Source organism: Bacteroidota bacterium (assembly GCA_005882315.1).
Taxonomy (GTDB): Bacteria; Bacteroidota; Bacteroidia; order Chitinophagales; family Chitinophagaceae; genus VBAR01.
In genome coordinates this window covers 1,281,511-1,296,804 of record VBAR01000001.1, presented here as the reverse complement: position 1 = coordinate 1,296,804, position 15,294 = coordinate 1,281,511, and the positions used below count along the sequence as shown (strand labels likewise).

Here is a 15,294-nt window from a genome sequence, read left to right as displayed (position 1 = left end):
TTTCGTAACTTTTCCGTTCATTATTCTTCATGAAGCTAAGGCTCATAACGGTTCTGCTTGCGATAGTAACAATATTGGTTGCTGTCAGTTCCTGTTTTAATAGAAACAACAGTGATACCCTGCCGGATACTGTCAGCTTCAACTTTCATATCCGTCCTATTCTTTCTGATAAATGTTTTAAATGCCATGGCCCGGATGCCAATAAAAGACAGGCACAATTAAGACTTGATATTGCTGACAGCGCCTACGCTCCGCTCAAAGAAACCAAAGGAGCTTTTGCGATCGTTCCGGGCAAACCCAATGAATCAGAACTCTATAAACGCATTTCATCCACCGATACTTCTTATATGATGCCCGAGCCTGGTTCACATCTCTGCGCATTGACTGATCATGAAATAAAGCTTTTCAGAAAATGGATACAGCAAGGCGGAAAATATGAAACACACTGGGCTTTTATTTCTCCTCAAAAAGCTCCACTGCCAAAAATCAGTGACAAGAGTTGGGTAAAAAATGAAATTGATCATTTCATTTTAGAAAAACTGGATGAAAAGAATTTAACACCTAATGAAGAAGCTGACAAAGAACGATTGCTGAAAAGAATTTCTTTAGATATAACCGGTTTACCACCGTCAATGGAGTTGATGGATAAATTTCTGAATGATAAAACGGATAATGCTTATGAAAAAGCAATAGATGAGTTGATGAATATGCCACAATATGGAGAAAAGATGGCGGTGCATTGGCTGGATGTGGCGAGATATGCTGATAGTTACGGCTACCAGGATGATAATATAAGAACACAATGGCCCTGGAGGGATTGGGTTATTCATGCTTTCAATAAAAATATTCCTTATGATCAGTTTCTTACCTGGCAGATAGCTGGTGATATGTTACCTAATGCTACCAAAGAACAAATGCTTGCAACGGGTTTCTTCCGTAATCATAAATATACAGAAGAAGGTGGTGTAATTGAAGAGGAATACCGCATTGAATATATACTTGATAAAACAAAAACATTCGGTAAAGGGATCTTAGGCTTAACCATTGAATGTGCCCAATGTCACGATCATAAGTATGACCCATTTAAGCAAAAAGATTATTATTCTTTGTTTGCCTTTTTCAATAACACAAAAGAGATCGGCTATGAAGGCGATGTAACACAATCGAAGCCGGCAAAGAAACCATTGATAACGATCAGTGATGCAGAAGTAAAATCAACGCTTTCTTTCATTAATAAAAAAGATACGGGTAATATGACTGTTTCTGTAATGGGAGAAAGGGATACGCTTCGCAAAACATATATACTAAGCCGTGGTGTGTACAATATGCCGACAACGGAAGTACAACCTGAAGCTATTCCTGCTGTAATGAAATTTGAAGAATCAAAATTCCCCCGCAACAGGCTGGGGCTTGCAGCATGGACGATTGATAAAAGAAATCCTCTGACTGCAAGAGTGTTTGTAAATCAACTCTGGCAGGAAATATTTGGAAGAGGTTTGGTAAAAACAACGGGTGACTTTGGAATGCAGGGTGAATTACCTTCTCATCCCGAACTGCTCGATTGGCTGGCTGTTGATTTTATGGAAAGCGGATGGAACATAAAACTACTGATGAAAAAGATTCTGCTGTCTGCTACTTATCGTCAATCTGCAAAAATTTCAGATGCACAACAGAAAAAAGATCCCGAGAATATTTATTTATCGCATGCGCCCAGAACAAGATTACAAGCTGAGTTTGTTCGTGATGTTGTTTTGTCAAGCAGCGGGTTGTTAAATAAGACGATCGGGGGTCCGAGTGTAAAACCTTACCAGCCTAAGGGTTTATGGGAGGCTGCTACATCGGGTCGTGGTGTACTCGCCACTTATAAACAGGATGAAGGCGATGCATTGTATAGAAGAGGCATGTACACATTTATCAAACTTACCGTACCTCCACCATCTATGATGTTGTTTGATGCCAGCAACCGTGACCAATGTGAAGTAAAACGTTTAAAAACAAATACTCCTTTACAAGCCCTGATCATGATGAACGATCCGACAGTATTAGAAGCATCAAGAGTGTTGGCGCAGAAATTAGTAAGTGAACAATCATCAACGGAAGAAAAAATAAACAAAGCATTTCGGTTAATTATCTGCCGCAAAGCATCGGAAAAAGAATTGTCTATTCTTAAAAATTATTATGATGAACAGTTACTATTATTCCAACAGAAAAAACTGGATGCCTTGAAAACTTTAAAAGTGGGAGAATATCCATTGAATGAAAAATTAGATCTGAATAATTCAGCAGCGATGATGAAAGTGCTGAATATTATTTACAATATGGAGGAGGCAATTACAAAAACATAAACCCCCAAACCCCCTAAAGGGGGCTTGCCGGTACACATGGCTTGCTTATTTGGAAAGTTCTTTTAAAATCGAAATGTTGAGAAGAAGGAAAACGTTTCGGCGCCCCAGCGGGGCGCAATATTGGTAGTCCCGATGGCTATCGGGATGAAACCCGGGGTAAAAGAAAAACAAATGATTAGAGAACCCCGTAGGCCCGCCCGTGCCGGTACGGACGGGGGTTCAATATTTGTGCGCAAAGAAGAATGATTAGAAAATAACAGGGTGGTTGATTTGTGCTGAATAGAAAATAGAAAGTTGATCCGCCTCAGGCGGACGCAACATAAGTTTAATAGTAATAATAGCGATGACAACATAAAATAAATGTGATGCAAAAAGAGATTCTCGAACATGGATTGAATATCAACCGCCGCAAGTTTTTATCAAGGCTGAGTCTTGGTATAGGCAGTGCAGCATTGGGTTCATTGCTTATTCCTGATTTGTTTGGTGGCGGCAGTGAAGAAGAATTAGTGATGACAGGCCTACCACATTTTGCTCCCAAAGCAAAACGTATTATTTATTTATTTCAGAACGGTGCACCATCACAACTGGATCTGTTTGATTACAAACCAAAGCTGATTGAAATGTTTGGCCAGGATCTGCCAGCGTCTATACGAATGGGGCAACGCCTTACCGGCATGACAGCTAATCAACAAAAATTTCCATTAGCAGGTTCTTATTTTAAATTCAATCAATATGGCCAGCATCGTGCCTGGATAAGTGAGTTGCTGCCACATACAGCTTCTATTGCTGATGATCTATGTATCATTAAAACATTACATACCGAAGCTATCAATCACGATCCGGCATTGACGTTCTTTCAAACTGGCGCACAGGTTGGTAACCGTCCCAGCATGGGTTCATGGTTGAGTTATGGTTTGGGAAGCGAGAATAAAAACCTGCCGGCTTTTTGTGTGTTACTTTCAAAAGGAAAAGGTAATGGACAAGGCGTTTATTCAAAACTCTGGACAAATGGTTTTCTCGATTCAATTCACCAGGGTGTACAATTCAGTAGTGGCGAAAACCCTGTGTTATATTTAAACAACCCAGATGGTATAGATAAAGATGACAGAAGAAAAATGTTGGATAATGTATCTGCACTGAATGAAGAATCATATAAAGAATTTGGCGACCCGGAGATCAATACAAAGATCCAGCAGTATGAATTGGCATATCGTATGCAAACAGCCGTGCCCGAGATAACGGATATGAGTAAAGAACCGGAAGACATTATTAAATTATATGGACCCGATTGTTTGGTACCCGGTACTTATGCAGCTAATTGTTTGCTGGCACGCAAACTTTCTGAAAATGGTGTTCGCTTTGTACAACTATATCACCAGGGTTGGGATGGACATGGCAATCTGCCCGGTGAGATCAAAGGACAATGTATGGATACTGACCGTGCAAGTGCAGGACTCATTCGTGATTTAAAGCAACGTGGTTTGCTGGATGAAACATTAGTGATCTGGGGTGGAGAGTTTGGTCGTACTAATTATTGCCAGGGTCCATTGGCAAAAGATAATTATGGACGTGACCATCATCCTCGTTGCTTTACAATTTGGATGGCAGGCGGTGGTATAAAACCCGGTGTGTATGGTGAGACCGATGAATTCGGATATAATATTGCCGAGAACCCAGTGCATGTAAACGACTTTCATGCAACCGTTTTGAAATTGATGGGTTTGAATCATGAACAGCTTACATTCAAACATCTGGGTCGCCGATATCGTTTGACGGATGTAGCAGGTGAGGTGGTCAATGGATTGATTGCGTAGCCTTTCCATCGGAACGCTAAATGCGGTCTGATGGTTAATTGAAATTATTTATGAACTTAACGCCATTGCTACTATGATGCTATGGTTGCGACGCTCCATTCATCGTTCTGTAATTCTATGAACAATAAATTCACCACAGAGTCACGGAGATAAGAAACTTTATTCCTCTGTGTCTCCGTGACTCTGTGGTAAAACAAAAAAATGAAACGAAAACAATTTATACAACAAACATCTTTAGCAGCTGCAAGTACATTGCTCACTCCTTCATTATTAAAATCAGCCAAACCAGAGGATACAATTCTTGGTCATGGCAATAAACGCTACCGCATCAATACTAAATGGAGCAAAGCTGATGCGATGCAATACCCGGTGAAAGATTGCCATGAAATGATACAGGATAAAAAAGGCCGTATCATTCTACTCACCAATGAAACAAAGAATAATGTGCTGATCTATGATAAGTCAGGGAAGCTGTTAAGCAGCTGGGGCACCGAGTATCCCGGCGCACATGGATTGACTTTGTTTAATGAAAACGGAGAAGATATATTATTCATTTGTGATAATAACCGCCACCAGGTAATTAAAACAACTATTGATGGTAAAGTGCTAATGACGCTTGACTACCCTAAAGAAACAGGACAATATACAAAAGCAGAGGAATACGTTCCTACCGAAACTACTATTGCTTCAAATGGCGATATCTATGTAGTGGATGGATATGGAAAAGATTTTGTTATCCAATACAATCATAAGGGGGAATATATCCGGCATTTTGGTGGCAGGGGTACAGAAGAAAAATATTTAAAAAATGCTCATGGAGTTTGTGTAGATACAAGAAATAAAAACAAGCCAGTTTTGATTGTTACTTCCAGGGAGCAGAACTGTTTTAAGCGTTATTCGATGACTGGCGAATTCATAGATACTATTTCATTGCCCGGTGCATGGGTTTGCCGCCCTGTCATTAAAGGAGATTATTTATATGCTGCCGTTTTACAAAGTAACAGCAATCAATGGAAGCAATCCGGGTTTGTAACCATCCTTGACAAAAACAATAAGGTTATTTCAAATCTTGCCGGTAGTGAGCCCGTTTATAAAGACGGTAAGCCTGATGAAATGTACCAGACCATTAAAGTTTTTCAATACCCGCATGATGTATGTATTGATGACGAAGAAAATATGTATGTGGCCCAATGGAATTCCGGCAAACAATATCCTTATAAATTAGAACCGGTAGCCTGATGCAGAAACTCTTTAGCCTGATTTTATTTTTCACTTGCACAAATCTATTTGCACAGGATAGCTTTCAGCTGGCAAAGCCCCTGGTAAAATATGAGTCTGTGTTTTTTAAAGACTCAGCAAAACTTGAATTGAAATTTGCACAGTCCGGAGCAAAAATTTATTTTGATATTTTTAATAGATTTCCTACCGGCCCTTTTCCTGAGGTAACAGAAAAGTCTTCGCTTTATAAAAAACCTTTTGTTTTAAAACAATCATTCTATACTGTAAGAGCAAAAGTTTTTGCTAAAGGATTTACTCCTTCAGAAACCATTCAATATAGTTTTGTAAAAGATGGGAAAAGAATAAAAAAAATAATCACTACAGCACCAAATCCAAAATATCCCGGTAGCGGTGACAGTACTTTATTTGATAATAAAGGAGGAATTGAAAATGCTTCTTCAAAAACATGGATGGGATTTGACAGTGATACGGTTTGGATCAATGTGGAGCTTCCTCAAAAAGAAAAGATAGGCGGTGTATTACTGAATTTTCTACGCAATGAAAGCAGCTGGATATTTTTACCGAAAAAAATTGTTGCTCTCTATTATGATGATGAGAAAAATGTGTATGATCCGTTCGGAACTGAAACAATACAAAGTGAAGTCGAATCGCCGGCTGGTTGCAGTATGCGTTTGATCACTCCAAAAGATAAAATTATAACAACATGGAAAATTTCTTTCATGATCATTACTGTTAACAAAATGCCCGACTGGCACCTGGCCAAAGGACAGCATGCCTGGTGCTTTATTGATGAAATCAAAGTATATTGAACCAGTGAACAAAACCAAAAACATAATTTATAATATCAGCTTCGCAGTAAACTGCCTGCTTATCTTTTTGTTATTGTTTGAAAGCAGAATCGTCCTGACCTCATGGATACAGGTAATTGGCCGAATGCATCCAATGATTTTACATTTCCCGATCGTATTTGTTGTGTTGTATGTGTTATGGGTTTTATTATTTCAGAAGAGAGTTTCCCCTACAGAAACAGCCAATAATATTGGTGAGTGGTTGTTGTTGTTGGCTGCATTTACATCTGCAGCTACTGCATTGATGGGTTTGTTTCTCTCAAGAGAAGAGGGATATGACGCTGAAGCATTGAGCTGGCATAAATGGAGTGGCATAATTGTTTCGCTTATAATGCTGGCGTGGTATGGTTTCAGAAACCAGTTACAAAGATCAAACGCAATAACAATTACAGGAGCTGCGATCACTTTTGCTGCTATTATATTCACCGGGCACCAGGGTGCTGGCATTACACATGGACAAAATTTTTTATTGGCTCCTATTATGCCGGAGAAAAAACAGCAACAGGTGTTGCTGGAAGATGCAATCGTATTTAATGATCTGGTTAAACCCATTCTCCAAACCAAATGCATGGGTTGCCACAACAACAAAAAAGCAAAAGGTGACCTGGTAATGGAAACGGAGGAGCTTTTGCTAAAAGGTGGTAAGACCGGAAAATTATGGGACTCAACATCAGCCGACTTTGGATTGCTCCTGAAAAGAATTCACCTGCCGCTTGAAACAAAAAAACATATGCCACCACAAGGCAAGCCACAATTAACTGATGATGAAATGGCCGTGTTGAGCAACTGGATAAAGAGTGGTGCTGATTTTAAAATTAAAGTAACGGAGCTGGAACCCGAATCTGATCTAAGAAAAATTGCAAACAGAATTTTTACTACGATCGAAACAGATGATTATGATTTTGCAGCAGCAGATGAAAGCAAAATAAAATCGTTAAATAATAATTACCGGATCGTTTATCCATTAGCAAAAGGGTCGCCGGCATTGGGTGCAGAACTTTTTAGCGCATCACAATTCAACTCCGATGCTTTAAAAGATCTGCTTTCTGTAAAACAACAACTGGTTTCTCTTAACCTGAATAAAATGCCATTGAAGGATGAAGATTTAAAAACAATTGGCCAATTAACTCAATTAAGAAAACTGAACCTTTCTTTTACAGGTATCAAAGGAACAAACCTTGATGAACTTAATAAGCTGAAAGAATTGAAACAACTTACTCTTTCTGGCAATCAGTTAAATATGGGTGATGTAAAAAAGATCGTATCATTACCACAACTATCTAAATTGTTTCTATGGAGCACAGGAATAAAAGATGATGAACTCAAACAATTACAGCAAGCTAATAAGAATCTTGCAATTGAAACCGGTTTCCGCGGTGATACACTCACATTAAAATTAACTGCACCAGTTTTACAAAACGAAGAACAGATAATTACAAAACCTGTTGCGTTGAAGCTAAAACATTATATCAACGGCGTTACTATTCGCTACACATTAGATGGCACTGAACCAGACAGTTTAAAATCTCCGGTTTATAATACTGATGTTACCATCAGCAAAAATGTTCAGTTAAAAGCCAAAGCATACAAACCCGGTTGGTACAGCAGTGATATAACGGAAAATTATTTTTACGCTGCCAAATACAAGCCTGACTCAGTTATTCATTTATTACCACCTGATGAACAATATAAAGATGCAAAGAATAAAACACTGATCGATCTTGTTAAAGGAAATAATAGTTTCCGTAGTGGTAAGTGGGTAGCATTCCGGCAGAATAAAATGGAAGCATTACTGATCTTTAATCAACCCTCAGAGATCTCCAGTATAACAATGAGTTCATTGATTGATATTGGTGGTTATATCATGCCTCCGCAATCAATAGAAGTCTGGGGTGGTGATGAATCAAAGAAATTGAAATTGCTTGGCCGCATCATTCCCGAACAACCGGCAATGGTCAAGCCATCTTATCAAAAAGGATTTGAAGTAAAATTCAATACTGCAACTGTTAAGTACATTAAAGTAGTTGCTGTGCCTGTTGCAAAATTACCTAAATGGCATCCGGGCAAAGGAGATAGAGGATGGATTTTTACAGATGAGGTTTTTGTGAATTGATTGTTACTTCAAAAAATACTTAATCCTGTAATTTCGCATGGGCGTTATAATGCTGAAATAAAAAAATCTGTTGATTGTCATAGAAATTTTATACCAGCTATTGCGTATATTTATGAGTTGGCTGTAAATTTTTTAACGACTATAATTCTCAAACAATAGAAACTTGACACTTCAAAAAAGGCATAAAGATGTTTTGAAGTTTTTAGTCTTTATGCTTTTCGTTATGCTTGTTGTGTTTTATTTTTTAAATAGAGCGCAGAAGAGTTTGATAAGGAACAAGGCTCTGACCGTTGGGAAGGTTAAAAGTATGGAGAGATTTCCTCGCTCTAGCGACATCCGGATATGGTACACTTACGTAGTTGACAAAAAACAATTTATAGACCAGTACCGACTTCACGTTAACAATAGGTTTCGACCTCAGATTGAGGGGCTAATCAGTAATAGAGATATGCCTATTGTTTACGACACAACAAAATTTAGTAATTGCGACTTCCCTTTATTGGAAAAAGATTTTCAAAAATATCGTTTAGTAAGACAAGACAGCTTACTCAACCTTTATAGGACGATTGATAGCTTAGCATCTATCAAGGACTAAATCTACAGCCAACATGAACTGTGTAAAAAACCAACCAATAATTAATAATTTACCATTAGTTGTTAGTTGCTTTCAGATGCCCCAAACCCTGCTCAGGTTTTGCCCCTTTGATCGGTGCAAAAAAATCAATGATATGTTTAAAGTCGGCGGCTTCATCATCACCGGGATAAAACGGCTCAGCAGATATAACTTCTTTCTTACTAAAATCAAACCCCACCATTTGTATCGGAACCTTTGCCTGTTTGGCAATATGATAAAAGCCCGTTCTTAGTTTATCTACTTTTTTTCTTGTCCCTTCGGGTGACATCGCTACAATGAACTCATTGTTTTTATTAAATAGTTCTGTTACCTGTTCTACGGCGCCATGTCTGCTGAAGCGGTCAACCGGTACACCGCCCAGCCAGCGAAACAGCCAGCCAAACGGCCCATCAAATAATTCTTTCTTTCCCAGGAATTTCGCATTCCTGATCTTTAGCTGCTCCCTTACTGCAAAGCCGACAAGAATATCTCTCCAGCTTGTATGCGGCCCAACGATCAGCATCATTTTTTTTATGTGATAGGGAAAATTACCTTTCAGTTTCCAACCTCCGAGCTTCCACCATATTTTCCAGAACAGTCGCAGCATTTAGTTTTATTTCAAAAGTGAATTTAACGAAATGAAAATGACCTGCTAAGTATATTTGTCCGCTAAACCACAAACACCACTTGGCAAAAAGAAAAGGATATAAAAAATGGCGACTTGGACTCATCTTATTTATTGCATTAGGCCTGCTCACATTGGGAATCCTTTATACTATCGAATGGCTGCAATTACGTAAAGCCCGTTTTGTAAAGTATAAAGAATTCGGAATTGCAATTCCTGAACAATATGCTGTACATGGAATAGATGTAAGCCGTTACCAGCAGATGATCGCCTGGGATGCAGTAAAAGAAATGCGGGTGAAAAATATTTCTATAAAGTTCGCATTTATAAAAGCAACTGAAGGCATTGGTAATGCAGACCCGCAGTTTCGCCGCAACTGGAAAAAATCAAAAGCAGCGGGGCTTATTCGCGGAGCCTATCATTTTTTTATTGCATCAAAGGATGGAATGATGCAGGCGCAGAATTTTATTGATAATGTTGATCTGCAGCCCGGCGACCTGCCGCCGGTACTGGATATTGAACAACTTAATGGATCAACCGGCGCAGCCTTAAAAAAAGAAGTAAAACAGTGGCTGATAACTATTGAAAATTATTATGGAGTAACACCCATCATTTATACCAATGTAGGTTTTTATAAACAGTATCTCGGCAGTGAGTTTGATAAGTATATGCTATGGGCAGCACATTATTATGAATACAACCAGCCGCGTATCAGTCGTAACTGGTCTTTCTGGCAACATAGCGAAGAGGGCCGGGTAAATGGTATTATATCCAAAGTAGATTTTAATGTATTTAATGGTGACAGTACCGCCTTTATTGATCTGTTAATTGATTAGACGGTAGTATCTCAGTTTGAAAAAATTGAACCACATAGGAACATAGTTACATAGGTTTTCACATAGACATTCTATGTGTTTCTTACTACTGTGGCCTATGTGTCTATGTGGTTCAAAAGCATTTTACAACTACCTGATTTCAAACTGAGACACTACCGATTAACCTCTTTGTTGCTTTGACTGATCTTTGCGACCTTCCATTTTCAATTAATCATTTTGTTTATGCAGGAAGAGGGCGGCATGGATAAAGAAGTAAAAAAGTATTTCAGGAAAATTCTTTACTCGATCAGTTGGTCATTGATCCTGCTGATCGCTGCATTAACTTTTGGTCTTTACTATAAGCTTGCTTTGATTGGAAAAAATCCCATCCTCTACAATATTCTCTTCTATTCTTTTTTTCTTATCGGGCTTGTTGCCCTCGTTTACTATTTAATAAAGACCTGGAAAAACGGTGGTCGCTAAAGTTTTTAAAATACTATTCAGCGATTATTGCCAGCTGAATTAAAATCTCTATTTTAGAAAAACTAATCTGCCATGGAGTTAAAAACACTTTGCCGCTGGTTTATGATCACAGGTGCCCTTGTTATCTGGTCAATAAAATTTGGTATCCGCCCAAATTATCATTTTGAAGAACCAGCCAGGCTGTTGCTTGGCATAGCACCTAATCTTCTTGGCTCATTTCTCATTCCATTTGGAGCTTACTGGCTTTTTTCGGGAAAGAATTATTTTGTGGCACGCATATTCCGTATTCAATCATTAATAGACCTGCGGGTAGTTTGCATGCTGGGGTTTGGTATGCTGGTAATAAATGAATACCTGCAGTTATTCCCTGTCTTTGGCCGAACCTTTGATTATTTTGATATTGCTTCTTCAGTGATCGGGCTTTCGGCTTCTTATTTTGTTTTTGCAAGAATGATGAACCGCTACCAGCTACAGTAAGATCAACTGCTGTGGTCTTCAATGATCACCCATTCTCCATTTATCTTTTCAAACAATAACGTAAAATGGCCGCTTGCATCACCAATACTTCTCGTTAAATAATATTTGCCCACTACACGAAAATATTTTTCTGATAATCTTTTTACAGAAATCAACGTGAATGTGAGTTTACCCATGGTTGCGGTATCGGGGTAATTTTTTTTATAATTCGCAAGTGTGTTTTTATACCCATATGTCACTCCGCCTTTTCCAATAAACATCATTGAATCGTTTTCCCAATAACCTTTCATAAAAGAAACTACATCGCCACGGTTCCATGCTTCATTTTGAGTACTTAAAACTTTTCGAACAGCCGCTTCATCTTTTGATTGGCCAAATAAAGTTGTTATGCAGAACATTGCAAGGAGTAAGAATAGCATTTTCATTTACTGAAAGATTTATCGGGTTAAGATAAACAGATTAAATCAATTTCCGGAAAGCAGTATTAATGATCGCAATCTTCTGAATGAGCATGATTATGCACTCTGCAGAAGCGGTAGTTATTTATATGTGCTGAAACAATTAAGATCACTGCGGGGATCAGCAACCACAGTTCATATTGAGGTAAAAACATTTTTAAAAAAAGAAAACTCAGCCCCGAAAAAAATAATAACATCGGCAAGCTGCTATGATGGTGTTTTTTAAACCCATGATATAATGAATAGCCACCAATCGCCATTGCGAGTAAGATCATGCTTGCTTCAAACCAGTAATTATGAATAATATTAATCCCGAATAATGGCAGCGAGGTCAAAAACATTGGCAACAGGGCGCAATGAATAGCACAGGCCAGGCTGGCTGATATTCCTAATGCGTCCCAATTGATTTTGAAGTTCATGCGAACAGCAAAGATAGAAAAAAGCAACCTTGTTGCAAAATACAATTTACCGGTTTAGGAACCCTGGTCTGAATTGATTCGCATTCCATGGGTTAACTTTGTGCTTCAAATGAGCATAAGCAAAAAAACATTTTACATCTTATTCTTTTCGGGTCTTATTGTGGCGTTCTATTTTATTATTACCTCACTTGTTCCTGAGTTTAAGAGATCTAAGCTGACGCCGATCAGCCGGGCTAAACCTTTCTTTTTCACCAACCAGGAAGGAAAACAGGTAACAGAAAAAGATGTGGCCGGTAAAGTGTTTGTAGCAAGCTATTTTTTTACCACTTGCCGGGGTATTTGTCCGGAAATGAATGGGAATCTTAAAAAAGTGTATGAACGATTCAAAGGTGAAAAGGATTTTTTGATACTATCACATACAAGCGATCCGGAAGTGGATTCTGTACCGAGGATAAAACGTTATGCAGATTCTATTGGTGCTGATCCGGCGAACTGGATCTTTCTCACAGGTCGTAAGGATAGTTTATATAACATGGCCCGGTTTGCTTATGCTGTTGATGATCCGGCCAATAATTTAAAAAGTATTGACGATGATTTTTTACATACTCAGTTCTGGGCTTTAGTAAATAAAAGAGGGGAAGTATTTAAAATATATGATGGATTAAAAATGGATGAAGTAAATAGTCTTATACGTGATATTGAAAAAACATTAAAAGATTAAATAAACAGTTATGCAGGTTGATCAGATATTAAAGTCAAATAATCTAAGTGTTACTGACACCCGGAAAAAAATTTTGGGTCTTTTTATTGGGAAAGAAGGCGCATTGGCGCATGCAGATATTGAAAAAGGTGCCGGAGAAAAATTTGATCGGGTAACTGTATATCGTACCCTGCAAGTATTCGTTGATAAAGGAATTATTCATACAATTCCAACTCCTGATAATTCGATAAAGTACGCATTATGTAAAGATGAATGTTCAGAAGGTCATCATCATGATCATCATATCCATTTTCAATGCAAGGAATGTGGCACCACTTACTGTCTCGATGAAGTAACAACCCCGGAAATAAAACTTCCTAAAGGATATTCGCCGGAACAAATTGAAGTTGTGATTAGTGGCGTTTGCAAAAACTGTATGGCCTAATTTACCAAAAGGGACATAAAAAAAGCCCCGTTGTGGAAACACCGGGACTCAGGTTAAGGCTCTGATTAGTAGCAAAAGTTTATAATCGGTTTGATTAATTCGTTTTGATACTCAAATGTAGATTCCTTCCTGAGACCTGACAATACCACTTTCGTAGTATTTTTTATGCTCCTGTTAAACTATCGAGTTCCTTTTTAACAAAATTCATCAGGCTGCCAATATGCTGGGGTGAAAGATCGAAACGCAGGCCGGCAGCAGAAAACAGTTCGGGAAGGGTCTTGGTACCACCAAGGTTTAGCCCTGCCAGATAGTTATCGAGAGCCTTTTTCCCATTCTCTTTATACTGCATCCACATGCCTATTGCCCCTAATTGAGCTATTCCATATTCGATATAATAAAAAGGAACCTCAAAAAGATGAAGCTGACGTTGCCATCCATATTTCCGGTATTCTTCCAGGCCGGAATTGTCTACTACTTGTGAAGCGAATTCATTTAATATTCTCAACCAGTTTTCAGATCTTTCTTCTAATGTATGCAAAGGGTTTTCATACACCCAATGTTGGAACTTATCTATAATGGCTATCCACGGAAGAATTGTTATTACTCTTTCCAGTTGCTGTTCTTTTGCCCGTACCAGTTCTTCTTTATTGTCAAAGAAAACTGTCCATTTATCCATACTCATCAATTCCATACTCATACTCGCTACCTCTGCCATTTCAGTAGGATATTCTTTAAATCCGCTCAATTCAAGATGATGGCTGAGAAAAGAATGAATAGCATGGCCGCCTTCATGCACCATCGTGGTTACATCATCCAGCGTTCCTGCTGCATTCATAAAAATAAAAGGGGCGCCGCTTTCAGCCAGTGGCATATTGTAACCTCCGGGAGCTTTACCCTTTCTGCTCTCAAGATCAAAATGCCCGAGCTCTTTCATTTTTCGTAAGCAATCACCCAGGAAGGTTCCCAGCTCATCAAAACAGGCAATCGTTTTTTGTGTAAGTTCTTCTCCATTTTTAAAAGGACGCAAAGGCTCAGTACCTTCTGGTTCTGCATCTATATCCCACGGACGTAAAGTATCTAATCCCAGTTTTTTCTTTTTTCCTTCGTAAATAGAATTGATCAACGGAAGCACATGTTGTTTAACTGCATCATGAAAAAGAAAACAATCAGCAGGCGTGTAATCAAAACGTCCCAGCTCTGCAAAACGAAAGTCACGATAGTTTTTAAACCCGGTATTATGTGCAACTTTATTTCTTTTATCTACCAGCTTCGAGTACAACTCATTGAGCTGGTCTTTATCCTGAAGACGGCGGTCATTTACTTTTCTGTAAACTTCTTCACGCAGTTTTCTATCAGGGTCTTCTAAAAATTTAGCCGCTTGCTGTAATGTATATTCCTGCCCGTTTACATTCACGGTCATTTTGCCGGCGATCATTCCAAATTTTTGTGCTTCGACACTTAGTTCTGCCTGCAGTGGAATATTTTCTTCACGAAAAAGGTCAATGCTCTTTTTAATATTTCTTAAAAAAGTAAAATACTTCTTTTGATCAAGTTCTTTAGTAAGAGGAGAAGCAATTAGTTTTCTATTCAGCTTATCAGCCCAGGGTTGGATCTTTGGCTGAATCTCCATCATAAAATAGTTAAAAGCATTTTCATACTCCTTATTCTCTGTATCACAAGTAGCACGAACCTGACGCCAGCATGCGTCTTCGCTGATTGCGGCCTCCAGTTCACTGCTATCTTTCAGCCACTGCTCCAAATCAGCTTGTGAATTGAGCCCTCTATCATCGAGATTTTTAAAATATGGCTCCAATACTTCCCAGTTTTTTATTTCAAGTGTTCCAGGTAAAAAATGACGAGGGAGTTTTTTGATATCAGCAGAATAATTCATAGTAAATAT

Annotated in this window: 14 protein-coding genes; 10 read left to right on the top strand and 4 right to left on the bottom strand. The window is 38.5% G+C overall.

The annotated features are described in order from the left end of the window. Positions 1-29 precede the first annotated feature (29 nt). From E6H07_05375 to E6H07_05355, 5 genes are all read left to right on the top strand, one after another. Positions 30-2,345, top strand: coding sequence for a DUF1553 domain-containing protein (locus E6H07_05375; GenBank protein ID TMI65352.1), 2,316 nt, complete (start codon positions 30-32; stop codon positions 2,343-2,345). Between the two features lie 365 nt (positions 2,346-2,710). Next, positions 2,711-4,159: a DUF1501 domain-containing protein gene (locus E6H07_05370; protein TMI65351.1), complete on the top strand. Its 1,449-nt coding sequence runs from the start codon at positions 2,711-2,713 to the stop codon at positions 4,157-4,159. 201 nt (positions 4,160-4,360) lie between these two features. After that, positions 4,361-5,398 carry a 6-bladed beta-propeller gene (locus E6H07_05365; GenBank protein ID TMI65350.1) on the top strand — a complete coding sequence of 346 codons (1,038 nt, stop codon included), beginning with the start codon at positions 4,361-4,363 and terminating at the stop codon, positions 5,396-5,398. Continuing rightward, a complete protein-coding gene (locus E6H07_05360) occupies positions 5,398-6,207 on the top strand; it encodes a hypothetical protein (GenBank protein TMI65349.1) in 810 nt (269 codons plus the stop codon). Before E6H07_05365 ends, E6H07_05360 begins: the two co-directional genes overlap by 1 nt. Beyond that, on the top strand, positions 6,170-8,359 hold the full coding sequence (locus E6H07_05355) for a hypothetical protein (GenBank protein ID TMI65348.1): 2,190 nt from the start codon (positions 6,170-6,172) through the stop codon (positions 8,357-8,359). Before E6H07_05360 ends, E6H07_05355 begins: the two co-directional genes overlap by 38 nt. A gap of 650 nt (positions 8,360-9,009) precedes the next feature. Here the strand turns inward: E6H07_05355 and E6H07_05350 are convergent. Next, complete coding sequence (locus E6H07_05350) at positions 9,010-9,576, bottom strand: acyltransferase (protein ID TMI66471.1); 567 nt, start codon at positions 9,574-9,576, stop codon at positions 9,010-9,012. Between the two features lie 83 nt (positions 9,577-9,659). Between E6H07_05350 and E6H07_05345 the strand changes: the two genes are divergently transcribed. The 3 genes from E6H07_05345 (at position 9,660) to E6H07_05335 (ending at position 11,372) form a co-directional block, all read left to right on the top strand. Then, a complete protein-coding gene (locus E6H07_05345) occupies positions 9,660-10,433 on the top strand; it encodes a glycoside hydrolase family 25 protein (protein TMI65347.1) in 774 nt (257 codons plus the stop codon). A 222-nt stretch (positions 10,434-10,655) separates the two neighbouring features. After that, entirely contained in the window at positions 10,656-10,895 is a 240-nt protein-coding gene (locus E6H07_05340; GenBank protein ID TMI65346.1) for a hypothetical protein, read from the top strand. Between the two features lie 72 nt (positions 10,896-10,967). After that, complete coding sequence (locus E6H07_05335; GenBank protein TMI65345.1) at positions 10,968-11,372, top strand: hypothetical protein; 405 nt, start codon at positions 10,968-10,970, stop codon at positions 11,370-11,372. Positions 11,373-11,374: 2 nt separating this feature from the next. On the opposite strand, the gene E6H07_05330 is transcribed toward E6H07_05335, so the two are convergent. Further along, on the bottom strand, positions 11,375-11,797 hold the full coding sequence (locus E6H07_05330) for a nuclear transport factor 2 family protein (GenBank protein ID TMI65344.1): 423 nt from the start codon (positions 11,795-11,797) through the stop codon (positions 11,375-11,377). A 59-nt stretch (positions 11,798-11,856) separates the two neighbouring features. Continuing rightward, entirely contained in the window at positions 11,857-12,249 is a 393-nt protein-coding gene (locus tag E6H07_05325) for a MerC domain-containing protein (protein TMI65343.1), read from the bottom strand. A 109-nt stretch (positions 12,250-12,358) separates the two neighbouring features. On the opposite strand from E6H07_05325, the gene E6H07_05320 reads away from it, so the two are divergent. After that, positions 12,359-12,970, top strand: a complete 612-nt coding sequence (locus E6H07_05320; GenBank protein ID TMI65342.1) for an SCO family protein — start codon at positions 12,359-12,361, stop codon at positions 12,968-12,970. Positions 12,971-12,980: 10 nt separating this feature from the next. Further along, the gene (locus E6H07_05315) at positions 12,981-13,394 is read left to right on the top strand and encodes a transcriptional repressor (GenBank protein TMI65341.1); all 414 of its coding nucleotides are present in this window, start codon (positions 12,981-12,983) and stop codon (positions 13,392-13,394) included. Between the two features lie 163 nt (positions 13,395-13,557). Here E6H07_05315 and E6H07_05310 read toward each other — a convergent pair whose 3' ends face one another. After that, complete coding sequence (locus E6H07_05310) at positions 13,558-15,285, bottom strand: M3 family oligoendopeptidase (protein ID TMI65340.1); 1,728 nt, start codon at positions 15,283-15,285, stop codon at positions 13,558-13,560. Between the last annotated feature and the right edge of the window lie 9 nt (positions 15,286-15,294).